This is a genomic window from Cupriavidus cauae, from assembly GCF_026210475.1.
GTDB lineage: Bacteria > Pseudomonadota > Gammaproteobacteria > Burkholderiales > Burkholderiaceae > Cupriavidus > Cupriavidus cauae.
In genome coordinates this window covers 626,923-649,894 of the sequence record NZ_CP080293.1, presented here as the reverse complement: position 1 = coordinate 649,894, position 22,972 = coordinate 626,923, and the positions used below count along the sequence as shown (strand labels likewise).

22 protein-coding genes are annotated in these 22,972 nt (G+C 68.9%); 12 read left to right on the top strand and 10 right to left on the bottom strand.

The genetic code is table 11. From position 1 onward, the window contains the following. Positions 1–201: 201 nt before the first annotated feature. The 5 genes from KZ686_RS03015 (at position 202) to KZ686_RS02995 (ending at position 5,534) form a co-directional block, all read left to right on the top strand. On the top strand, positions 202–897 hold the full coding sequence (locus tag KZ686_RS03015; protein ID WP_265632978.1) for an MOSC domain-containing protein: 696 nt from the start codon (positions 202–204) through the stop codon (positions 895–897). A gap of 157 nt (positions 898–1,054) precedes the next feature. After that, positions 1,055–1,453, top strand: a complete 399-nt coding sequence (gene arfB, locus KZ686_RS03010; protein WP_149317503.1) for an alternative ribosome rescue aminoacyl-tRNA hydrolase ArfB — start codon at positions 1,055–1,057, stop codon at positions 1,451–1,453. A 163-nt stretch (positions 1,454–1,616) separates the two neighbouring features. Beyond that, positions 1,617–2,806, top strand: a protein-coding gene (locus KZ686_RS03005; protein ID WP_390885778.1) for an IS3 family transposase whose coding sequence is annotated in 2 segments (ribosomal slippage) — positions 1,617–1,905 and positions 1,905–2,806 — 1,191 coding nt in all. Because the reading frame shifts where the segments join, the coding sequence is not laid out codon by codon here. Positions 2,807–3,192: 386 nt separating this feature from the next. After that, complete coding sequence (locus KZ686_RS03000) at positions 3,193–4,395, top strand: MFS transporter (RefSeq protein ID WP_265632977.1); 1,203 nt, start codon at positions 3,193–3,195, stop codon at positions 4,393–4,395. Positions 4,396–4,463: 68 nt separating this feature from the next. After that, positions 4,464–5,534, top strand: coding sequence for a GlxA family transcriptional regulator (locus KZ686_RS02995; protein ID WP_265633393.1), 1,071 nt, complete (start codon positions 4,464–4,466; stop codon positions 5,532–5,534). Between the two features lie 33 nt (positions 5,535–5,567). Here KZ686_RS02995 and htpX read toward each other — a convergent pair whose 3' ends face one another. Together htpX and KZ686_RS02985 are read right to left on the bottom strand one after the other, a co-directional pair. Then, positions 5,568–6,446, bottom strand: a complete 879-nt coding sequence (htpX, locus tag KZ686_RS02990) for a protease HtpX (protein WP_149317504.1) — start codon at positions 6,444–6,446, stop codon at positions 5,568–5,570. 103 nt (positions 6,447–6,549) lie between these two features. Continuing rightward, positions 6,550–7,011, bottom strand: a complete 462-nt coding sequence (locus KZ686_RS02985) for a hypothetical protein (RefSeq protein WP_223819425.1) — start codon at positions 7,009–7,011, stop codon at positions 6,550–6,552. Between the two features lie 309 nt (positions 7,012–7,320). Here KZ686_RS02985 and KZ686_RS02980 point away from each other — a divergent pair, with 309 nt between their 5' ends. The 4 genes from KZ686_RS02980 (at position 7,321) to KZ686_RS02965 (ending at position 9,398) form a co-directional block, all read left to right on the top strand. Beyond that, positions 7,321–7,764 carry a Cd(II)/Pb(II)-responsive transcriptional regulator gene (locus KZ686_RS02980; protein WP_149317505.1) on the top strand — a complete coding sequence of 148 codons (444 nt, stop codon included), beginning with the start codon at positions 7,321–7,323 and terminating at the stop codon, positions 7,762–7,764. A 133-nt stretch (positions 7,765–7,897) separates the two neighbouring features. Continuing rightward, on the top strand, positions 7,898–8,164 hold the full coding sequence (locus tag KZ686_RS02975; protein ID WP_149317506.1) for a hypothetical protein: 267 nt from the start codon (positions 7,898–7,900) through the stop codon (positions 8,162–8,164). A gap of 199 nt (positions 8,165–8,363) precedes the next feature. Then, entirely contained in the window at positions 8,364–8,783 is a 420-nt protein-coding gene (gene rnk / locus KZ686_RS02970) for a nucleoside diphosphate kinase regulator (protein WP_265632976.1), read from the top strand. 261 nt (positions 8,784–9,044) lie between these two features. After that, positions 9,045–9,398 carry a hypothetical protein gene (locus KZ686_RS02965; RefSeq protein ID WP_149317508.1) on the top strand — a complete coding sequence of 118 codons (354 nt, stop codon included), beginning with the start codon at positions 9,045–9,047 and terminating at the stop codon, positions 9,396–9,398. 202 nt (positions 9,399–9,600) lie between these two features. Here the strand turns inward: KZ686_RS02965 and ypfJ are convergent, their stop codons facing one another. The 6 genes from ypfJ to gcl all read right to left on the bottom strand — a co-directional run bounded on the left by ypfJ (position 9,601) and on the right by gcl (position 17,410). Beyond that, positions 9,601–10,470 (bottom strand): KPN_02809 family neutral zinc metallopeptidase, encoded by an 870-nt coding sequence (gene ypfJ / locus KZ686_RS02960; protein WP_265632975.1) that lies wholly within the window; start codon positions 10,468–10,470, stop codon positions 9,601–9,603. Positions 10,471–10,699: 229 nt separating this feature from the next. Beyond that, positions 10,700–12,169, bottom strand: coding sequence for a pyruvate kinase (gene pyk / locus KZ686_RS02955; protein WP_265632974.1), 1,470 nt, complete (start codon positions 12,167–12,169; stop codon positions 10,700–10,702). 158 nt (positions 12,170–12,327) lie between these two features. Next, positions 12,328–13,638, bottom strand: a complete 1,311-nt coding sequence (locus KZ686_RS02950; RefSeq protein ID WP_265632973.1) for a glycerate kinase type-2 family protein — start codon at positions 13,636–13,638, stop codon at positions 12,328–12,330. Between the two features lie 119 nt (positions 13,639–13,757). Continuing rightward, the gene (gene glxR / locus KZ686_RS02945) at positions 13,758–14,672 is read right to left on the bottom strand and encodes a 2-hydroxy-3-oxopropionate reductase (protein WP_149317512.1); all 915 of its coding nucleotides are present in this window, start codon (positions 14,670–14,672) and stop codon (positions 13,758–13,760) included. 69 nt (positions 14,673–14,741) lie between these two features. Next, positions 14,742–15,524 carry a hydroxypyruvate isomerase gene (gene hyi, locus KZ686_RS02940; RefSeq protein ID WP_149317513.1) on the bottom strand — a complete coding sequence of 261 codons (783 nt, stop codon included), beginning with the start codon at positions 15,522–15,524 and terminating at the stop codon, positions 14,742–14,744. 95 nt (positions 15,525–15,619) lie between these two features. After that, positions 15,620–17,410: a glyoxylate carboligase gene (gene gcl / locus KZ686_RS02935; protein WP_149317514.1), complete on the bottom strand. Its 1,791-nt coding sequence runs from the start codon at positions 17,408–17,410 to the stop codon at positions 15,620–15,622. Positions 17,411–17,655: 245 nt separating this feature from the next. On the opposite strand from gcl, the gene KZ686_RS02930 reads away from it, so the two are divergent. Beyond that, a complete protein-coding gene (locus tag KZ686_RS02930) occupies positions 17,656–18,576 on the top strand; it encodes a LysR family transcriptional regulator (protein WP_149317515.1) in 921 nt (306 codons plus the stop codon). Between the two features lie 34 nt (positions 18,577–18,610). Next, the gene (locus tag KZ686_RS02925) at positions 18,611–18,976 is read left to right on the top strand and encodes a DUF2784 domain-containing protein (protein WP_150082010.1); all 366 of its coding nucleotides are present in this window, start codon (positions 18,611–18,613) and stop codon (positions 18,974–18,976) included. A gap of 24 nt (positions 18,977–19,000) precedes the next feature. Here KZ686_RS02925 and KZ686_RS02920 read toward each other — a convergent pair whose 3' ends face one another. Together KZ686_RS02920 and KZ686_RS02915 are read right to left on the bottom strand one after the other, a co-directional pair. After that, positions 19,001–19,690, bottom strand: a complete 690-nt coding sequence (locus tag KZ686_RS02920; protein WP_265632972.1) for a GntR family transcriptional regulator — start codon at positions 19,688–19,690, stop codon at positions 19,001–19,003. 42 nt (positions 19,691–19,732) lie between these two features. Next, positions 19,733–21,184 (bottom strand): C4-dicarboxylate transporter DctA, encoded by a 1,452-nt coding sequence (locus KZ686_RS02915; protein WP_149317518.1) that lies wholly within the window; start codon positions 21,182–21,184, stop codon positions 19,733–19,735. 467 nt (positions 21,185–21,651) lie between these two features. Between KZ686_RS02915 and KZ686_RS02910 the strand changes: the two genes are divergently transcribed. Continuing rightward, on the top strand, positions 21,652–22,917 hold the full coding sequence (locus KZ686_RS02910; RefSeq protein WP_150082006.1) for an allantoate amidohydrolase: 1,266 nt from the start codon (positions 21,652–21,654) through the stop codon (positions 22,915–22,917). Positions 22,918–22,972: the final 55 nt, after the last annotated feature.

The window sequence follows — 22,972 nt, the reverse complement described above, 5'->3', positions numbered from 1 at the left end:
GCGCCAAACTGTTCGCTGAATGGCTTCGTGACGGCGGTGAGGGCGACGGATTACTGAGCAGTGCCCTGCCACTCTGCGCTGTCCCCATGCGCTCAACGCCCGCGCAGCGTTCCGGTGTTCGGCGCTACACTTGCCGGCTCGATGTCCGCCGGTGCGCCACCGGCGTCGATCCCTACCCATCACCGTCAAGGAGAGTCCGCCGTGAGCCCGTCCCAGGTCACGATCCGCGCGGTATTGACCGGCACCGCCAAGCCCTACGGCATGCCAGCCAAGACCGGCAAGCAGAGCGCGATCGACAAGCATCCCGTCGGCGCACCCGTCGCGGTGCATACGCTTGGACTGCACGGCGACGAGCAGGGCGACCGCCGCATCCACGGCGGGCCGGAGAAGGCGGTCCATTGCTATCCGTGGCAACACTACGCGAACTGGCGGCACGACATCGGACCCTTGCCGGTGCTGGAGCGCGCCGGCGCGTTCGGCGAGAACCTGAGCTGGGCGGGCGGCGACGAGCATGGCGTCTGCCTGGGCGACGTCTGGCGGATCGGCTCGGTGACCTTGCAGCTGTCGCAGCCGCGGCAACCGTGCTGGAAGCTGAACGTGCGGTTCGGCCGCGACGACATGTCGGCGCTGGTGCAGCAGAGCCTGCGGATCGGCTGGTATTTCCGCGTGCTGGAACCGGGCAAGTTGCAGGCCGGCGACGCCGCGGTGCTGCTGGAGCGGCCGCACGCCGACTGGTCGGTGGCGCGCCTGGCCGGCCTGGTACGCGACCGCGAGACCGATCCCGCGCTGCTCGACGCGGTGCTGGCGTTGCCGCTGGTCGACTCGTGGCGGCGGCTGTTCGAGCGCCGGCGCCAGAGCGGCGCGGTCGAGGACTGGACCGCAAGGATGCGGGGGTAGCGGGCTCACTGCCAAGGCCAGCCACCGTCCTGGCCGGAACTTTGCCCAATGCGCGCCGGCCTGACCTTGAAGCGCGCCGTCACGCCGTCATTGCCCCATTGCCCCATTGCCCCATTGCCCCATTGCCGCGTTGCCGCGTTGCCCCTATTGATCGACCATGCCCGCCGCCATCCCTCACCACGAGTACCAGATCACCGCGATCCGCGCCCAGGGGGCGGGCGGGCAGAACATCAACAAGGTGTCGAACGCGGTGCATCTGCGCTTCGATATCCGCGCGTCCTCGCTGGCCGAGGACCACAAGCAGCGCCTGCTGCAATTGCACGACCACCGCATCACCCGCGACGGCGTGATCGTGATCAAGGCGCAGCAGCATCGCAGCCTCGAACTCAATCGCGATGAAGCGGTGCGGCGGCTGCATGAGCTGGTCGACAGCGTCGCCGTGCCGCCGGCGGTACGGCGTCCGACGCGGCCGACGTTTGCGTCGAAGCTGCGGCGGCTGGAGGGCAAGACCCAGCGCAGCCAGATCAAGGCCTTGCGCGGGCGGGTGGCGGAGTAGGGCGGCGGCACGTTTCTCACTCCTCGCTCTTTCGCCGCCTCACCTCTCGCCCCTCGCACCCGCGGCCCTCGTCCCTCGTCCCTCACCCCTCACCCCTCACCCCTCACCCCTCACCCTGCGGTGGTTCAATTTCCTCAGACAGGTCGATAAGTGGAAAATCACGATCGACGAGGAAAAAGACCGAACCATGAAGCAACGCCGCAAATTTGACCCTGCCTTCAAGCTGGAGGTGGTCCGGATGATCCGGGATCAAGGCCTGTCGGTGGCCGAGGTGTGCCACTCGATGGCCATTGGCGAGACGGCCGTACGGCGCTGGCTGGCCCAGTACGACGCCGAGCTCAAGGGCGAGAAGGGGATTGGTAGGCCGCTGACGCCGGAGCAGCAACGCATCCGTCAGCTGGAGGAAGAGAACCGGCGCCTGAAGGAGGACAACCTGATCCTAAAAAAGGCATCGGCCTTCTTCGCCCGCGAACTGAAGTGATGTATCACGCAGTCAGTGGTTTGCAGAAGGAGGCCATTCCCCTGAGCCGCGCCTGCCTGGCGCTGGGTGTCAGCCGCGCTGGCTATTATGCGTTCTTGCGCCGCCCCGGTGGCGACGCCAAGCGGACCAGACAGATGGTGTACGTGCGCGCCGCATTCGAGGCCAGCGGGCGCACCTATGGCAGCCGGCGGGTGGCGCGGGATGTGAGCCGGCAAGGGGTCAAGATCGGCCGGTATCGCGCTCGCACGCTGATGCGTCAGGCCCATCTGCGTCCGGTGTGGAAACGCAAATTTGTGGCAACGACCAACAGCCGGCACGACCGGCCGGTCGCGCGCAACGTGCTGGATCGACAGTTCAGACCCGCGGCGCCCAACCAGGCGTGGGTGTCGGATATCACGTATATCCGCACGCTAGAGGGCTGGCTGTACCTGGCGGTGGTGCTGGACCTGTACTCCCGCAAGGTCGTGGGCTGGTCCATGGCCGCGGCCATGCCGTCCACCCTGGTGGTAAGCGCGTTGCAGATGGCCATTGCGCACCGCAAGCCGGGGCCGGGTCTGATCGTGCATTCGGATCGTGGCAGCCAGTACGCCAGCGACGAGTACCAGAGCTTGCTGGCGCGTCACGGGATGGTCTGCAGCATGAGCCGCCTGGGCGACTGCTGGGACAACGCGGTGGCCGAACGCTTCTTCCTGAACTTGAAAATGGAGCGCGTGTGGCAGCGCCGCTACGCCGACCGGGCCGAAGCCCGGCGCGACATCATGCAGTACATCGTTGGCTTCTATAACCCCATGCGTCTGCATTCGACACTGGGGTATGAGTCGCCGCAGGATTACGAGGACAAGTTCAACCAGACCACCTTAACGACTGTCTGATAAAACTTGACCACCGCACCCCTCACCCCTCACCCCTCACCCCTCACCCCTCACCCCTCACCCCTCACCCCTCACCCCTCACCCCTCACCCCTCACCCCTCACCCCTCACCCCTCACCCCTCACCCCCTCACCCCCTCACCCCCTCACCCCCTCACCCCTCGGGCTTTCGGCGCTCCTCCCTCACCGCGTCGCTCCTCGCGCCCTCGGCCCTTCGCCGTCGCCCCTTCGGCCCTTCGTCCGCCCCTCGGCTCTTCGCCCTCGGCCTTCGCACCTACCCCCGCCCTTTGGCAGAAATCCACGGATCGTTGTCCGAAGGCCAGGCGGCGGGACTTTTAAGATCGGTGGCATCCCTGCGAATGGCCAGGGCATCCCGAGGAAAGTCCCGATGAAGCCGATGTCCCCGATGACCCATGCCCGCGTGCTGGCGATCTGCCAGGCGCTGTTCACCTCCGCCCTGTCCGTCGACCTGACGCTGACCGGCCTGGTCGGCTACACGCTGGCGCCCGACAAGGCGCTGGCCACCGTGCCCTTCGCGCTGATCACGGTGGCCTCGGCGGTGACCGCGATCGCCGCGGCCTTTCTGATCGAGCGGCTGGGGCGGCGGCTGGCCTTCTGCCTGGGCGGCATCGCCTGCACCGCGGGCGGGCTGATCTCGGTCTGGGCCATCGCCCATCACGATTTCCTGGCCTTCTGCGCCGGCACCGCGCTGGTCGGCGTATTCCAGGCCTTTGCCCGCTTCTATCGGCTGGCCGCCGCCGATGCCGCGCCGGCCGCCGACAAGCCGCGCGCGATCTCCGCCGTGCTGACCGGCGGCGTGGTCGCCGCGGTGTGCGGTCCGGCCATCGCCGCCTGGTCGACCGACCTGATGAGCCCGCTGCCATTCGCCGGTTCCTACGCCGTGGTCGCGGCGTTCGGCGTGGCGACGGTGCTGCTGCTGGCGTTTGCCTATCGCGAGCCGCCTCCGCCGCCGGCCGGCAGCAACCCCGAGTCGCAATTGCCGGCGCGTCCGCTGGGCGAGATCGTGCGCCAGCCGGCGTTCCTGGCGGCCTTCGCCAACAACGGCATCGGCAACGCGGTGATGATGTTCGTGATGACTGCCACGCCGATCGCCGCGGTGGCCTGCAACCACACGATCGCGCAGGGCGCGCAGATCATCGAATGGCATCTGGTCGGCATGTATGCGCCGTCCTTCGTGTCCGGCTGGCTGCTGCAGCGCTTCGGCAATCCGGCGATGCTGATCGCCGGGATCGGGCTGTCGGCGCTGTCCAGCGTGATCGCGCTGGCCTCGACCTCGCTGCCCGCGTTCTACGCCGCGCTGCTTTGCCTGGGCGTCGGCTGGAATTTCATGTTCGTCGGCGGCACGACGTTGCTGACCAGCAGCTATCGCGATGCGGAGCGCGCGCGGACGCAGGCGGTGGCGGAGTTCTCGACCGCGGTGCTGACCGCTGTCGCGACGCTCGCGGCGGGCCAGATCCTGCACCACTACGGCTGGGATGCGGTGAACCTGGCGGCCCTGCCGGCGCTCGCCGTGGCGCTGCTGATCACGCTGGGCTGGCAGCGGCGCAGCCGGGCGCTGGCGCCGGTATGATCGGCCGCATCCCGGCCTTCACGCTCGCGCTGGCGAGAACCTTGCCCGACATGCCCAAGCCCACGTCCATGCCCAGCCATCTGCATTCCGTCCCCGACACGCCGCGCGTGGTGCTGATCGTCGCGCCGGACCCGGCCCAGGAACTCGACGTGACCGGCCCCACGGCGGTGTTCGGCCAGGCCAACCGCCTGTCCGGACGGCCCAATCCGGCCTATCAGATCCGCATCGCCAGCGTCAGCGACGATGCGGTGATCCGGACCGAGAGCGGCATCCGGCTGCTGGCCGACGCGCCGTTCCACCGCATCGCCGAGACGTTGCCCGGTCCGATCGACACGCTGTTGCTGGCGGGCGGCGCCGGCCATGCGGCGGCCGCCGACAACGCCGCGCTGATCCACTGGCTGCGCGAGATGGCGCCGCACGTGCGGCGGCTGGGCGCGGTCTGCACTGGCGCCTTCGTGCTGGCGCGCACCGGGCTGCTCGATACGCAGCGCGCCACCACGCACTGGCGCCACGCGGAGAAGCTGGCGCGGCGGCATCCGCGCGTGACGGTCGATGCCGATCCGATCTGGATCCAGGCCGGGCGGCTGTACACATCAGCCGGCGTCACCGCGGGCATGGACCTGTCGCTGGCGCTGGTCGAGGACGATCTGGGCCACGCCACCTCGCTGGCGGTGGCACGCGAGCTGGTGCTGTTCCTGCGGCGGCCGGGCAGCCAGGCGCAGTTCTCCAGCGCGCTGCAGGCGCAGGCGGCGCAGAGTCCGGAGCTGAGGGATTTGCAGGGATGGATCGCCGACCATCTCGACGCGGACCTGTCGGTCGGCGCGCTGGCCGAGCGGGTAGCAATGAGCCCGCGCAATTTTGCGCGGGTCTTCGCGAAGCAAGTAGGGCAGACGCCTGCCCGCTATGTGGAGACGCAGCGGGTCGAGGCGGCGCGGCGGATGCTCGAGCAGAGCGAGCGCCGGCTGGAGACGGTGGCGCGCATGGCGGGATTCGGCAGCGCCGACGGCATGCGGCAGGCCTTCCTGCGCCATCTGCGGACCACGCCGGAACGCTATCGCGCCGCGTTCCGGGCGCAGTCGACGCAAACGCAGTCGCAAACGCAGACGCCGGAGCGGGAACCGGTGAACGCCGCCGCCTGAGCGACGGCCGTCCCACGGTCCCGCAGTCCGACTTCAGCGCGTGCCCTGCAGCGCCGCGATGCGGGCCTCGATCGGCGGGTGGCTGGAGAACAGCGCGAGCCACGACTTGCCGCCCGAGATGCCCATCGCCTGCATGTTCTGCGGCAGGCCGTCGGCTTCCATGCCGCCCAGGCGGCGCAGCGCGGCCACCATCGGCGACGGCGTGCCCATCAGGCGGGCGGCGCCGGCGTCGGCGCGGAACTCGCGATGGCGCGAGAAGGCCGCAACGATGATGCTGGCGAGGATGCCGAACACGATTTCGCAGACGATCACCGTGACCATGTAGCCGATGCCGGGGCCGCTCGACTCCTCGTCGTTACGGCGCAGCATCGAGTCGACGAAGTAGCCGACGATGCGGGCGAGGAAGATCACGAACGTGTTCACCACGCCCTGGATCAGCGTCAGCGTCACCATGTCGCCATTGGCCACGTGCGCGACCTCGTGCGCCAGCACGGCCTCGACCTCGTCGCGCGACATGCTCTGCAGCAGGCCGGTCGACACCGCGACCAGCGAGCTCTTCTTGGTCGCGCCGGTGGCGAAGGCATTGGGTTCGCCCTCGTAGATGGCGACCTCGGGCATCGGCAGGCCGGCGCGCTGCGCCAGCTTCTCGACGGTCTGCATCAGCCACAGCTCGGTGCTGGTGCTCGGATGGGTGATGACCTGCGCGCCGGTGGACCATTTGGCGATGGTCTTGGACATCAGCAGCGAAATGAAGGCACCGCCGAAGCCCATCAGCGCGGCGAAGGCGAGCAGCGTGCCGAGGTTCAGGCCGTTGGCGGTCAGGAAGCGATTCACCCCGAGCAGGCTCGCGGTGATGCTCAGCACGATCATGACGGCGAGGTTGGTCGCCAGGAAAAGCAGGACGCGTTTCATCTTGGTTCAGTCAACAGGGAAAAGGCGCGGACAGGGCCGCATGGCGAAGGCCCGTGAGCGGTCACGGGGCTTCGGGTTCGGAATCGGCGCGGACGGCCGGGGATCAGCCGCGCGGCGGGCGCGGCAGCAGGGGCAGGTCGGGTTCGGGCAGCCGTAGCGCGGCGTAGGCAGGCGGGCCGGTGCGGCCGCCGGCGTCCGTCATCGCGGGCGCCGAGGGGAGCAGCAGCTGTTCAGCCAGGTCGGCGCCCGACGGCGCGGCTTCGCCGGCGTCGGCAAACGGGGCGGGGCCTGGCGCGCTGGAGTCCGGAGCCGGATCGCAGAGGGGGCCGAGCACATCGGCGGCACTGGCGGCACTGGTGCCGCTGGCCAAGACCGCGTCGAAGGCACCAATGACCTCGATGACTTCGGCGACCTCGACGGATTCGATCCCATGCACCGCCGTGCCGCCCGCGGGCATGCCGGCGCCTGCCCAGCCATGCAGCGGCAGCAGGGCGAGCAGCAGCGGCAGCAGCGACAGCCGGAGCAGCCGCTGCAGCGATCGCACGAAGGTGGCGGGGCGCAGCACGAGATTCAGTGGGGTATGGAAAAGTGCCGGGCGGGTACGCTGGCCGCACCCGGTTGCGGCGATTCTACCTGAGATGCGAACGCGCCATTCGCGATGGGAGATCGCTCGATTTGTGCGCCCTCGGGAAGACCGGAGCCGGCGCCTCGGGAAGACCGGAGCCAGCGCGGCGGAAGACCGGAGCCGGCGCCCTCGGCAAGACCGGGGAGCCGGAGGTCCCTCCGGCATCCGAGGAAGCAGTTACCGGCAAGCCGCTCCGGGCTGGACTACACTGCCCCTTGAAAACCCTGTAATCGCTACAAGGTGAGTGTCATGAGAATCGGAGAACTCGCCCGCCAGTCGGGCTGCGACGCGGAGACCATCCGCTATTACGAGCGGGAGGGCCTGCTCGATGCGCCCCAGCGCGAGGACAACGGCTATCGCCGCTACGGCGACGCCCATCTCGTGCAGCTGAACTTCGTGCGCCATTGCCGCTCGCTGGGCATGAGCCTTTCCGATGTGCGCCGGCTGCGCGATTTCGCGCGCGATCCGAGCGCGGCCTGCGACGGCATCAATTCGCTGCTGGACCGGCAGATAGAGCAGATCCACGCGCAGCGCCTTGCGCTGGAGGCGCTGGAGAGCCAGCTGCGGGCGCTGCGGCACACATGCGACGAGGGCCACCGCGCCAGCGAATGCGGCATCCTGCAGAACCTGCAGCAGGCGGCCGGCGGCGGGCCGTGCGAGTGCCACCGCACCGAAGCGGGCCATCCGCACTGAGCCGTGGCGGCCCGGGGCCACGCCGCTTTGCCTGTGCTGTGCTAGCATCCCGATAACCGGTCACGCGATTCGTCGCGCCCGCTTTTTTTTTTGAGGCCTCGCTTTCCGTTTCCGGATTCCGACGTTTGGCCTCATGGACCTGGCCACCGGACCGCCGGGGCCAAATCCTCAACCGAACCCTTTGCCGATGTTCGCTCGCCGCTTCGTCTCGTTCGCCCAGGCCCGCCGCCTTGCCCGGCTGGCTGGCGCGCGCGTGGCGCGGCAGATCGCGAACGCGGCCCGCATGCGCGCACCGCTGATGCGCGCACCGCGCATGGCGGCCGGCCTGGCCGCCGTCCCTTCCCGCCGGATCACGCGCCGAATCTCCACCCCGCTTGATCCCGCCCGGTTCCCAGCCTAGCCGCACCGCAGTCGCGCCGGGCCAGCCGAACCGGGCCCGAGCCTCCTTTTCCGGATCGTTTTCCCGCCACGCGCGCCGCTCGGAGTAGCCGCACGCCGGGCGCCACCGCCCCGTCACCGCGCGGACGCCGATCCGGCCGAATCCAACAGACAAGCAAGACCAGCGCGCCCAGGCGCGCGCAAGCCATACAGGAGCCGCCATGACCGCATCCGCTTCGCTGCAGCCCACGCTGTACCTGACCGAACTCGACGTGACCCGACTGGAGCGCATCGCCAGCCGGGCCCCTGCCAACGGCATCGCCGAGATGCTGGACGACCTGCTGGCTCGCGCCGCGATCGTGCCGCCCGACGCGATTCCGCAGGACGTGGTGACGATGAATTCGTCGGTGCACTGCGCGCTGGAGGGCGACCCGGCGCCGCGCGAGTGGACGCTGGTGTACCCGGACAGCGCCGATTTCGAGGCGGGCCGGATCTCGGTGTTCTCGCCGGTCGGCCAGGCGCTGCTTGGCGCCCGCGCGGGCGAGACGGTCAGCTACCGGCTGCCGGACGGCCGCGAGCAGCGGGTGACGGTGCTGGAGCTGTCCTATCAGCCCGAGGCCAACGGCCAGTTCACGCTGTAGTTCAGGCTGCGGTTCACGTTGCAGTTCGCGCTGTAGTTCACGCTGGAAAGGGCCGGCGGCCCGGCCGCGGCGCCTCGCGCGGGGCGCCGCTGGTTCCGCCACCTTGTCGTTTCACGGCGCGCAACTCACCATTCGTCGCAGCCCCATTTGTGGCCGCAAGGCCAGGGACTAACCTTCAACCCGTGCTCACATGGCGACATAGATCGCTCAGGGGCAGCAGGTAGCTGACACATAAATAAAGCTCAGTTGAAGGAGTCCCAAATGATCACCAGCCGTATCATCGGCGGCGCGTTGGCCGTCATCGTGGCCGCGACCTCGGCGGTCGCCGTGGCCGCGCCCGCCACCTCGAGCAAGGTCGGCAAGTTCGACGTCTATGCCGATGCGCTACGCGCCGGCAAGTTCAACACCTTCACCGACGGCGCCCGCCAGGGCAAGTTCGATACCTTCAGCGAAGGCGCTCGCCAGGGGCAGTTCGATCCCTACAGCGAAGGCACCCGCCAGGGCCAGTTCGACAGCTTCAGCGAAGGCGCCCGTGCGCCGAGCGGCGAGATTGCCGCCAGCTCGCTGGACAACGCCCGCAGCGGCGACGGCTCGCTGTACGGCTATCGCGTCTGACTTGCGTCTGAATGCCGGGCCGGCGCCGCGTCCCCGGTGGCCTGTCTCAGGCCACCGCCACGCAAGCGCGCCGGCCACACCGGCTAATCGGTTTATCTCCCACCTGCCCGGTTGACCTCCTTTCCTCCTTCTCTCTCTCTCCGGGTGGGTGTTTTTTATTCCGCAGGTCCGCGCAGTTCCTTGTCTGCCGCGCGCGCCGGCTTTAGAGCTGGCGCGCCGCGAAGGCGTCGCAGCGGCCGATATCGGCCGACTCGAGCCCGCGCCGCAGCCAGCGGACCCGCTGCTCGCTGGTGCCGTGCGTGAAGGCTTCGGGCACGACATAGCCTTGCGACTGGCGCTGCAGACGGTCGTCGCCGATCGCGGCGGCGGCCTGCAGTCCTTCTTCGATATCCCCGGGTTCGAGCAGCTGCTGATTGGCGCGTTGCGCGGCCGCGGCCCAGACGCCGGCCAGGCAATCGGCCTGCAGCTCCATCCGCACCGACAGCTGGTTGGCCTGCGCCTCGCCCATGCGGCGACGCGCGCTGTCGACCTTGTCGGCCACGCCGAGCAGGTGCTGCACATGGTGGCCGACCTCGTGCGCGATCACATAGGCCTGGGCGAAGTCGCCGGCCGCGCCGAAGCGCTTGCGCAACTCGTCGTAGAACGCCAGGTCGATATAGACCTTCTGGTCGGCCGGGCAATAGAACGGTCCCATCGCGGACTGGCCCATGCCGCAGGCGGTCTGCGTGGCGCCGGTAAACAGCACCAGCGTCGGCGGCTCGTAACGCCGGTTCAGCTCGGTTTCGAACAGGTGTGACCAGGTGCGCTCGGTGCTGCCGAGCACCTTGCGCACGAACACGGACATGGGATCGGTGGCGGGCGGGCCCTGGGTGGCCTGCTGCTGCGGGGTCTCGGACTGCTGCAGCACCGAGGCGCCCTGCATGATCACGGTGGGATCGATGCCGAAGAAGTAGGAGGCGGCGAGCGCGACCAGGATCGTGCCGATGCCGATGGTCTTGCCGCCGGCACCGAAGCCTCTGCCGCCTCGCCGGTCTTCCACATGTTGGCTTTCGGCTTCGTCGTCAAGGCGCATGGTGGCTCCGCTGGTTCAGGTACGCGGCCACGGAAGAGGGCACAGGGGCCCGGCCGCGAAGTGCCGCCAAGTATAGCAATGGCGGCACTGGCGCGGGTTTGCGGGGAAGCCCGCCGGCTTCAGGCGGGCAGGGAGCCCGGGCTTGGGGGTGGGCGCTCCGACGCACGCGGGAAGGTCCCGGCTTGCGCGGGCGGCGCGCACCAGCTCAGGCTGGCCAGAGCACCTGACTTCAAGCGGGCACGGCGCTCGAAGCTTCGAGCGCCGCGGCGGCCGGCACCTTCGTGCCGCCGACCTCGGCGACCCGCAGCAGGTTGGTCGTGCCGCCCTGGCCGAACGGCATGCCCGCCGCGATGGTGATCTGATCGCCGGGCTCGGCATAGCCTTCGGCGAGCGCGGCGCGCGTCGCCGCGTCGACCATCTCGTCGACGCTCTGCACGTCCGGACTGACCGTCGAATGCACGCCCCAGGCCAGCGCCAGCCGCCGCGCGATCTCGACATGCGGCGTGATGCTGACGATCGGCGCGCACGGCCGCTCGCGCGCGGCGCGCAGCGCGGTCGCGCCCGACGAGGTATAGGTCACCGTCGCCGCCGCCCCGATGATCTGCGTGACCTCGCGCAGCGCCGCGCAGATCGCATCCTGCCGCGTCGACAGCGGCGCCTCGTGCTGGGCGTCGAGCAGATTGCGATAGAGCGGGTCGCGTTCGACCTCGGTGATGATGCGGTTCATCATCGCGACTGCGGGTACCGGGTGGCGGCCGTTGGCCGATTCGGCCGACAGCATCACCGCGTCGGCGCCGTCGTAGATCGCGCTGGCGACGTCCGACGCCTCGGCGCGCGTCGGCACCGGCGAGTCGATCATCGATTCGAGCATCTGCGTGGCGATCACGATCGGCTTGCCGAGCTGGCGGCACACGCGCAGGATGCGCTTCTGTACGCCGGGTACGCGCTCCGGCGGCAATTCCACACCGAGGTCGCCGCGCGCGACCATCACCGCGTCCGACACCCGCACGATCTCGTCGAGCTGCTGCAGCGCGGCCGGCTTCTCGATCTTCGACAGCACGCCGGCGCGCGTGCCGATCAGCTCGCGCGCCTCGACGATGTCCGACGGGCGCTGCACGAAGGACAGCGCGATCCAGTCCGCGCCCAGCGACAGCGCGAACTCGAGATCGCGGCGGTCCTTGTCGGTCAGCGCCGGAATCGGAATCACCGCGTCCGGCACGTTGACACCCTTGCGGTCCGACAGCGTGCCGTGATTGACCACGCGCGTGACGATGCTGCCCGCGGACACCGATTCGATCCGCAGCTGCACCTTGCCGTCGTCGATCAGCAGCGACTGCCCCGGCGCGGCGACGCGGAACAGCTCGGGATGGGGCAGATGCACGCGCGTCGCGTCGCCCGGGGTCGGATCGCTGTCGAGCACGAACGGATCGCCGGCCTTGACCGCGACCTTGCCCACCGCGAAGGTGCCGATGCGCAGCTTCGGCCCCTGCAGATCGGCCAGCACCGCGATCGGACGGCCGGTCTCGGCCTCGACCTGGCGCACGGCCTGGTAGCGCTGCCGATGGTCCTCCTGCGTGCCGTGGCTGAAGTTGAGCCGGAACACGTCGGCGCCGGCCTCGAACAGCTGCCGGATCACCGCGATATCGGTGCTCGCCGGTCCCAGCGTGGCAACGATCTTGGCTTTGCGCTGGCGTCTCATGGTGTCTCCTGTTGCGGTGTTTGCAGTGGTGCGGTGTTGCGGTATTGCGGTTGTGATGGGGCACGTTGCCGTGCCGGGCGCGATTCCGTGTCGCGATCGTGGTTGCGGTCGTGCACGTTGCCGATGGCGACAGGCGTGACGACGTCGCAGCGCCATCGTCAGAGAATCAGCATGGCGCGGAAGTCGTTGACGTTGGTGCGCGTCGGCCCGGTGACGATCAGATCGTCGAGCGCGGCGAAGAAGCCGTAGCCGTCGTTGTCGGCCAGGCGCGCGCGTGCCGACACGCCGCGCGCGGCGGCGCGCGCCAGCGTGTCGGGCGACAGCAGCGCGCCGGCGTTGTCTTCGGAGCCGTCGATGCCGTCGGTGTCGGCGGCGATCGCATGCACGCCGGGCAGCCCGTCAAGAGCCACCGCGAGCGACAGCAGGAATTCCGCGTTGCGTCCGCCGCGGCCGTTGCCGCGCACGGTGACCGTGGTCTCGCCGCCCGACAGCAGCACGCAGGGCTTGCGCCACGGCTGGCCGCGCTGGGCGACCTGGCGTGCCAGCGCGGCGTGCACCAGCGCGACCTCGCGCGCCTCGCCCTCGATGCCATCCGAAAGGATATGGGCCTCGATGCCGAGCGCACGCGCACGCGCGGCGGCGGCTTCGAGCGCCTGCTGTGCGGTGGCGAGCGTCACGGCGCGATGTCCCTCGAAGCGTGGATCACCGGGCTTGGGCGTTTCACCGGCACCGCTCTGCAGATGCGCGCGCACGGCCGCCGGAACCTCGATGCCGTATTTGTCGATCACCGCCAGCGCATCCGCGCAGGTGGTGGCGTCGGGCAAGGTCGGACCGCTGGCGATCAGCGTCGGATCGTCGCCCGGGATGTCGGAGATCAGCAGCGTCTCGACGCGCGCCGGCGCGCATTGCAGCGCGAGCCTGCCGCCCTTTAGCGCGGACAGATGCTTGCGCACGCAATTCATCTCGCCGATGTTGGCGCCGCTGCGCAGCAGCGCCTTGTTGACGGCCTGCTTGTCGGCCAGCGTCAGCCCCGGTGCGGGCGCGGCCAGCAGCGCCGAGCCGCCGCCCGAGATCAGGCACAGCACCAGGTCGTCGGCGCTCAGTCCCTTGACCATCTCGACCATGCGCTGCGCGGCCTGCTGCCCGGCTGCATCGGGCACCGGATGCGCCGCCTCGACGACCTCGATGCGCGAGCACGGCGCGCCGTGGCCGTAGCGCGTCACCACCAGTCCGGACAGTTCCCCTTGCCAGTTTGCCTCGACCGCCTGCGCCATCGACGCGGCGGCCTTGCCCGCGCCGATCACCACGGTGCGGCCCTTCGGCGGCGGCGGCAGTTGCGGCGGCAGGCACTGGCCCGGACTGACCGCGGCGACCGCGGTGTCGAACAGCTCGCGCAGCAGCGCGCGCGGATCGGCAAGACTGTCGCGACGCGTCGGCGTCAGCAGGGCGGCGTGGGAATCGGAATACATGGCGGTGCGCGATGGGATGGCGGGATGGCGTGGCGGTGAGCGTCCGCGCCGGCGAACACGGCGCGGACGAGGCGGGCGCGTGGATCGCTCGCACGCGCCACTGCGACTTGCTTCGCGGCTTACTTCGCGATCGTATGGTTCGACATCAGCTCGATCGCGCGGCACAGCGCCGAGTGATCCTGCTTGCCGAAGCCATTGGCGGCGCAGGTGTTGAACAGCTCCTGCGCGGTCGCGGTGTTGGGCAGCGCCACGCCCAGCGCCTTGGCGCCCTGCAGTGCCAGGTTCAGGTCCTTCTGGTGCAGTTCGATGCGGAAGCCCGGATCGAAGGTGCGCTTGACCATGCGTTCGCCGTGCACCTCCAGGATGCGCGACGACGCGAAGCCGCCCATCAGCGCCTGGCGTACCTTGGCCGGATCGGCGCCGGCCTTGGAGGCGAACAGCAGCGCCTCGGCGACGGCCTGGATGTTCAGCGCGACGATGATCTGGTTGGCGACCTTGGTGGTCTGGCCGTCGCCGTTGCCACCGACCAGCGTGATGTTCTTGCCCATCAGCTCGAACAGCGGCTTGACCTCCTCGAAGGCCTCGGCCGGGCCGCCGACCATGATGGTCAGCGTGGCGGCCTTCGCCCCTACTTCGCCGCCCGACACCGGCGCGTCGAGATAGGCCGCGCCCAGCTTGTTGATGCGCGCCGCGAAGTCCTTGGTGGCGATCGGCGAGATCGAGCTCATGTCGACCACGATCTTGCTGTGCGAGGCTTCCTTGCCGGCCGCCTTCAGCGCGGCGGCCACGCCCTTCTCGCTGAACAGCACGCTTTCCACGTGCGGGGTGTCGGGCACCATGATGATCACGATGTCGGCGCGCTTGGCGACCTCCTCGGCGCTGGTGCAGACCGTGACGCCAGCGTCGACCAGGGCCTGCGGGGCGGGGTTGACGTCATGGACGAACAGCGTGTGGCCGGCCGCGCGCAGGTGGCCGGCCATCGGCGCGCCCATGATGCCCAGGCCGATGAAGCCGACGTTGCGTTGGTTTGCCATGGTGAGTCTCCTTGGAATGGTGATGAATGAAATCTGTTCTGGTTCTGTCGCCGTTGCGGTCCGGCGCGATCACTGCACGCCGAACTGCGCGCGCCAGCCTAGGCCCGCCTCGGTGCTCGTGCGCGGCTTGTATTCGCAGCCGACCCAGCCGGTGTAGCCGATCTGGTCGAGCCAGGAGAACAGGAAGCCGTAGTTCAGCTCGCCGGTGCCCGGCTCGTTGCGGCCCGGGTTGTCGGCCAGCTGTACATGCTTGATGCGCGGCAGGTTGGCCTTCAGCGTCGCGGCGATTTCGCCTTCCATCCGCTGCATGTGATAGATGTCGTACTGCACGTACAGGTTGGGCTCGCCGACCTGGTCGATCAGATCCAGCGCCTGCTGCGTGCGCGACAGGAAGAAGCCCGGAATGTCGAAGGTATTGATCGGCTCGATCAGCAGGTCGATCTTCTCGGCGGCGAGCTTGCGGGCGGCAAAGCGCAGGTTCTCGACCAGCGTCTCCTGCGCCTGCTCGCGCCGGATGTTCTGCGGCAGGATGCCGACCAGGCAGTTCAGCTGCTGCACGCCGAGCACCTTGGCGTACTGGATCGCGTCGCCGACGCCGTCCTGGAATTCGCCGACCCGATCCGGATGGCAGGCGATGCCGCGCTCGCCCGCTTCCCACTTGCCGGCCGGCAGGTTGTGCAGCACCAGGTCGAGCTGGAAGCGGTTGAGCCGATCGGCGATCTGGTCGGCGTGAAACGCATAGGGGAACAGGAACTCGACGCCGCGAAAGCCCGCGCGCGCGGCGGCTTCGAAGCGGTCGAGGAAGCCGACCTCGTTGAACAGCATGGTCAGATTGGCAGCCAGTTTCGGCATGAATGTCTCCAGAGTCTGGGTGGGGTTGTCGGTGTGGCCATCGGGGCGGCGGAAGCATGGCTGTGTGAACAAGCCCGCCTCCGCCTGCGCGCGCGTCAGGCCGTTTCCGCTTCTTCCTTCAGGATCGCCGTGTCGGCCTCTTCGTCGACGCGGTCCTCGATCGGCTCGAACTCGTTGATGTTGTCGATCTCGGTGCCCATCGCGATATTGGTCACGCGCTCAAGGATCACCTCGACCACCACCGGCACCGAGAATTCGGCCATCAGGTCGCGCGCCTCGGCGAAGGCCGGCGCGATGTCCTCGGGCTTGAACACGCGGATCGCCTTGCAGCCCAGGCCCTCGACCACCTTGACGTGGTCGACGCCATAGCCCTGGAGCTCGGGCGCGTTGATGTTGTCGAAGGCCAGCTGCACGCAGTAGTCCATGTCGAAATTGCGCTGCGCCTGGCGGATCAGGCCGAGATAGGAGTTGTTCACCAGCACGTGGATGTACGGCACCTTGAACTGCGCCGCCACCGCCAGCTCCTCGATCATGAACTGGAAGTCATAGTCGCCCGAGATTGCGACCACGTCCGATTCGGGCGAGGCCACCTTGACGCCGATCGCCGCCGGAATGGTCCAGCCCAGCGGGCCGGCCTGGCCGCAGTTGATCCAGTGGCGCGGCTGGTTGACCGACAGGAACTGCGCCGCGGCAATCTGCGACAGGCCGATCGTGCTGACGTAGCGCACGTCGCGCGGGAAGTACTGGTTCATCTCGCGATAGACGCGCTGCGGCTTGACCGGAACGTTGTCGAAATCGCTCTTGCGGTGCATGGTGCGGCGGCGCTGCTGCACCTCGGCGACCCAGGCCTTGCGGCACGGCAGCCGGCCGGCCTGCTTCATCTCGCGGGCGACCTCGACGAACTGCTCGAGCGCCAGCTTGGCATCGGAGACAATGCCCAGGTCCGGACCGAACACGCGGCCGATCTGCGTCGGCTCGATATCGACGTGCACGAACTTGCGGCCCTTGGTGTAGACCTCGACGCTGCCGGTGTGGCGGTTGGCCCAGCGGTTGCCGATGCCCATCACGAAGTCCGACGCGAGCAGGTTCGCATTGCCGTAGCGGTGCGAGGTCTGCAGCCCGACCATGCCGGCCTGCAGCGGATGGTCGTCGGCCAGCACGCCCCAGCCCATCAGCGTGGGCACCACCGGCACGTTGACCAGCTCGGCGAATTCGACCAGCAGTTCGGCGGCATCGGCATTGATCACGCCGCCGCCGCAGACGATCAGCGGCTTGGCCGAGGCGTTCAGCATCGAGATCGCCTTCTCGATCTGCGCGCGCGAGGCGGCCGGCTTGTACGGCTGCAGCGGCTGGTACGTTTCCGGATCGAATTCGATCTCGGCGACCTGCACGTCGAACGGCAGATCGATCAGCACCGGACCCGGACGGCCCGAGCGCATCAGATGGAAGGCCTGCTGGAAGACCTGCGGCACCAGCGCCGGCTCGCGCACGGTCACGGCCCACTTGGTCACGGGCTTGGCGATCGATTCGATATCGACGGCCTGGAAGTCCTCCTTGTACAGGCGGGCGCGCGGCGCCTGGCCGGTGATGCAGAGGATGGGAATCGAGTCGGCCCAGGCCGAGTACAGCCCGGTGATCATGTCGGTGCCGGCCGGGCCCGAGGTGCCGATGCAGACGCCGATATTGCCGGCCTCGGCGCGGGTATAGCCCTCGGCCATGTGCGAGGCGCCCTCGACGTGGCGGGCCAGGTAGTGGTCGATCGAGCCCGTCTTGCGCAGGGCCGAGTACAGCGGGTTGATGGCGGCGCCGGGTACGCCGAACGCCACGGTGATGCCTTCCTTTTCCAGCACGGCTACCGCCGCGTCCACTGCTCTCATCTTCGGCATGTCTGTCTCCAAGGGTGATCCAATCCGTTGGAGTCGATGCTATTACCGCCTTGGCGCTGCGATAAAGGGAAGAGAGATCAGTTGATTCCATACCTGAGGTTTGGAATGATGTCGTATGGCGCGTGCGCCGGCGCACCGTCCGCCTTCACCGGCGTCATGCGCCGCGGCGCATTGCCGGCATAGCGTGCGGCGGATGCCGCGGCATGGCGGCGCGGCGCACAATCGTGCGCGGGAGGAGACAAACGTTGGACAAACTCAAACAGATCGAGGCCTTCATCTCGGTGGTGGAGCAGGGCAGCATGGCCGCCGCCGCGCTGACCCAGGGCGTGACGCCGGTGATGATCGGCCGGCGCATCAACGCGCTGGAGGCGCGCATCGGCGTCAAATTGCTGCACCGCTCCACGCGGCGCATCGTGGTGACCGAGCAGGGCGCGGCCTTCATGGAGCAGTGCAAGAAGGCGCTGGCCGATCTTGATCGCGCCGAGATGCTGATCGCCGAAGGGCGCCACAAGGCGACCGGGCATCTGATCGTTTCCGCGCCGGCGGCGTTCGGCCGCAAGCATGTGGCGCCGCACGCGCCGGCATTCCTCGCCAACAATCCCGAGGTGCAGATCTCGTTCAACCTGACCGACCGCGTGGTCGACCTGGTGCGCGAGGGCTACGATGTCGGAATCCGCATCGGCGGCGCGATCGACCCGAATTTCGTCGCGATCAAGCTGGCGACCAACAAGCGCGTGGTGTGCGGCACGCCGGCCTACTTCGCGCGGCACGGCGTGCCCCGCACGCTGGACGACCTGGCGCAGCACAACTGCCTGGCGTTCAACCTGCAGGGCGGACAGCAGCGCGGCTGGTATTTCCGGCAGAACGGCAAGGCCGTCAGCGTGCGCGTGACCGGCAATCTGGACTGCAACGACGGCGAGCTGCTGCACCGCTGGACCTGCGAGGGGCTGGGGCTGGGCTGGCGCTCGACGTGGGAGATCCTGCCGCAGCTCGAGAGCGGGGAACTGATCACGGTGCTGGACGAATACGCCTTGCCAGATTACGACATCCTGGCGGTGTACCCGCAGCAGCGGCCCGTCCCGGCGAAGATCCGCTTCTTCATCGAACACCTGAAGACCGAATTCAACCGCCCGGGCTACTGGACCGCGCGCGCCGGCGGCGCGTAAGGACCCGCAGCGCTCGTTTTGCAGAGGAGGGCCGATGGCTGCCTGGCTGGCCGACGCCGTGGTGCTGCTGCACCTGCTGTTCGTCGCCTTCGTGGTCGCGGGCGGCGTGCTGCTGTGGCGCTGGCCACGCGTCGCATGGCTGCATCTGCCGGCCGCGCTGTGGGGCGCCACCGTCGAATGGACCGGCTGGATCTGCCCGCTGACGCCGCTGGAAAACCGGCTGCGGCATGCGGCCGGCGAACAGGGCTATGCCGGCGGCTTCGTCGAGCAGTATCTGCTGCCGCTGCTGTACCCGCAGGCGCTGACGCGCGAGACCCAGTTGTGGCTGGGCGCGCTGGTGGTAGGGATCAATGTCGCGGTGTATGCGCTGTGGTGGTGGTCGCGCCGGCGCTGGCGTTGACGGCGCGCGCCGCCGCAGCGGAACTCACGCCAGCAGCGCCGCCACCAGATCCTTGCCCGCCGGTGCGGGCACCTCGTCGAAGTGCAGCGCGCCCTCGACATGGCTCAGGTGGCCGACCATCAGTTCGACCGCGCGCTCGGCGTCGCCGGCGCGCGCCGCTTCGATGAATTCGCGATGCTCGTCGGACGAGCACGCCGCGTCCCGGCGCGACTGGTACAGCATGGTGATCACCGCGCTGCGCATCGACAGCTCGTGCAGCATCTCGGTGAGCACCTTGTTGCCGACGACCTCGGCCAGCAGGATATGGAAGTCGCTGAGCAGCCGGGTGCGGATCTGCGCGTCGTTGCCGGCCAGCGCCTTTCTTTCGGCGGCCAGATGCTTGTCGATCCGTTTGTAGTCGGCGGCCGTGGCGCGCGCGACGAACTCGCGGGCCAGCGCGGCCTCGAGGATGCGCCGCACGGCGAAGACCTCGCGGGCCTCCTCGGCGCTGGGCTTGGCGACGAATGCGCCCTTGTCGGGCACGATCTGGATCACCTTGTCCTTGGACAGCATCAGCAGCGCCGCGCGCACCTTGGTACGGCTGACCCGGTAGACCGCCGCCAGGGCCTCCTCGCGCAGCTTGGTGCCGGGCGGCAGGCGGTGCGAAACGATCGCCGCGACGATGTCGTCGGCGATCGCCTCGGCGGTCATGGCAGGGTCGATATGCTCGGGCATGGGGCGCAGCGCGGGCGGCGCGCTTGGGGGAAATGCCGAATTCTATCGTCCCGTGGCTTTACCCGGCACCGGCGCATACCCGGGGGCCGCGTGGCCACCCTCCAGCCCGTCCAGGCCATCGAGCACCGGCGCGCTCAGTCCCTCGTCCAGTTCGGCCGCCGGGATCTCGCCGTTCAGCACGGCATGCGCGCGTTCGCGGTCGATGTCCTTCTCCCAGGCCGCGACCACCACGGTGGCGACGCAGTTGCCGATCAGGTTGCCCAGCGCGCGGGCGATGCCGATGAACCAGTCGACCGACAGCACCAGCACCAGGCCGATCGCCGGGATCGCCGGATGCGCGGACAGCGTCGCGGCCAGGATCACGATGGCGGAGCCGGGGATGCCGTGCGCGCCCTTGGAGGTCACCAGCGCGACCGCCAGGATGCCCAGCAGGTCGGCCATCGACAGCGCGGTATTGGTGGCCTGCGCGATGAACACCGCGGCGAGCGTCAGGTAGATCGAGAAGGCGTCGAGGTTGAACGAGTAGCCGGTCGGGATCACCAGGCCCACCACCGACTTGCGGATGCCCATGAACTCGAGCTTGCGCATGATCTGCGGCAGCACGCTGTCCGACGAGGCGGTGCCCAGCACCACCAGCAGCTCGGCGCGCAGGTACTTGATCAGCTTGAACACCGAGAAACCCGACAGCCGCATCACGGTACCGAGCACCACGGCCACGAACACGACCACCGCGCCGTAGAACAGCACCACCAGGAAGCCCAGCTGCTTGAGCGAGCCGATGCCGTACTTGCCGACGGTGAACGCCACCGCGCCCAGCACGCCCAGCGGCGCCAGCTTGATGATGAAGCCCATCATCTTGAACAGCGTCTGCGAGAAGGTGTCGATCAGCCGGACCAGCGGCCGGCCCGGCTCGCCGATCAGCGACAGCGCGCAGCCGAACAGTACGGACACCAGCAGCACCTGCAGCACGTCGCCCGACGAGAAGGCGCCGATCACGGTCGACGGAATCAGCTTGAGCAGGAAGTCGACGGTGCCGCCGCTGGCCACCTTGGCCGCGTTGTCGACATAGGCGCTCATCGCCGAGGCGTCGAGCGACGCCGGGTTGACGTTCATGCCGGCGCCCGGCTGGAACACATAGGCCAGCAGGATGCCCAGCGCCAGCGCGATGGTGGTGACGATCTCGAAATAGACCACCGCCTTGACGCCGACGCGGCCGACCTTCTTCAGCTCGCCGGCGCCGCAGATGCCGGCCACCACCACGCAGAACACGATCGGCGCGATCAGCATCTTGATCAGCTTGATGAAGGCGTCGCCGAGCGGCTTGAGCTTGGCGGCGAACTCCGGAAAGGCCAGACCGAGCACGGTGCCCAGCACCAGCGCGATCAGCACCTGGCCGAACAGCGAGCGCGTGAAGCGGTGAATCGGATGGCGGGGGACGGGATTGGGGGTAGGCGTGTGCGGCCGGCCGGCGCCGGGCAGGGCGGGTTGCTGCATGACTTGTCTCCAGACGGGCGGGTCCGTGTCGGTGTGACGGCTCACCCTGTTCGATTCAGGACTGCCACCGGCGCCGCTGTGGGCAACGGTGTCTCGGGTTCGGCACACCCGGTGCAATGGATGTGGCTCGCGTGGAAGGCCCCCCTGTTGGGGCGGAATTCACGCCGACGACTGTCTGGACCGGATTGTCCGCAGCGCTTTGTCGGAACCTGGACCGGAATATAGTGCATATCTTTTTTGTATGCAATTTTTGAATTCACTGTGCTAACATGGTCTGCATCGATGGCCCCGTGCGCGTCCCGGCGCCGGGGAACAGCGCACCACACAAGCACAACAGCCACCGCGCCAGGCGGGCAGCCCAACAGGCTCGCCAGGCCGCAAGCGAGCGCGCTACAGTCATCGCATCCCCGTTCGGGGGCCCGGGTGCCGGCGTACAGCCGGCACGATCCGTTCAGCAGGAGACACGCATGGCAGCATCCACAACGCCCTCCTCGGTGTCCGGCACCGAAGTTGGCGCGCGCATCATGGCCTGGGCCGACGCCCTTGCCGTCCACACCGAGCAGCCGGGCATGCTGACTCGTACCTATCTGACCGACGCGCACCACGGCGCCGCCGCGCAGCTGGCGGCGTGGATGGAAGCGGCCGGCATGACGGTGCGCCGCGATGCCGCCGGCAACGTGATCGGCCGCTATGAAGGCACCGAGCCGGGCGCGCCGGCGCTGCTGACGGGGTCGCATTTCGACACCGTGCGCGATGCCGGCCGCTACGACGGCAATCTGGGCGTGATCCTGCCGATCGCCTGCGTCGCCGAATGGCACCGCCAGGGCAAGCGCTTTCCGTTCGCGATCGAGGTGGTGGGCTTTGCGGAGGAAGAGGGCGTGCGCTTCAAGGCGACGCTGCTGGGCAGCCGCGCGATCGCCGGCACCTTCGACAACAACGTGCTCGACAACGTCGACGACAGCGGCAAGACCATGCGCGAGGTGATGCGCGCGGCCGGCTTCGACCCGGCTGGCCTGCCCGCGGCGGCGCACGCGCGCGACAAGGTGCTGGCCTTCGTCGAAGTCCATATCGAACAGGGCCCGGTGCTGCTGAACGAGAACCTGCCGGTCGGCGTGGTGACCGCGATTTCCGGCGCGACCCGCTTCATCGTCGAGCTCGACGGCCTGGCCGGCCATGCCGGCACGGTGCCGATGGACATGCGCCGCGACGCCGCCATGGCCGGTGCCGAGATCGGGCTGTTCATCGAGCGCCGCTGCAGCGGCACGCCGGGCCTGGTCGGCACCGTCGGCCAGTTCAATGTGCCCAACGGCGCCGCCAACGTCGTGCCGGGCCGCGCCGTGTTCTCGATCGATATCCGTGCCGGCGAGGATGCGGTGCGGCAGGCCGCCGTCGCCGACGTGCTGGCCGAGATCGAACGCGTCTGCGCGCGCCGCAAGGTGCGCGCCCAGGTCCGCAAGACCCACGAGGCCGCCAGCGTGCCGTGCGCGCCGTGGCTGCAGCAGCAATGGGCGGCGGCGATCGAGCGCCAGGGCGCGCCGGTGCGCCTGCTGCCGTCCGGCGCCGGCCACGACGCAATGGCGATCGCCGCGATCGCCGACGTGGCGATGCTGTTCGTGCGCTGCGGCAACGGCGGCATCAGCCACCATCCGACCGAGACCATGACGGTCGAGGACGCCGCGCTGGCCGCGCGCGTGTTCAGCGATTTCGTCGAACACTTCAGCGCCCGTCCTTGATCCGGGCGGCCTGCCGACCACATGCCGGCCGCCTTCATTCCGAACAAACTCCCGC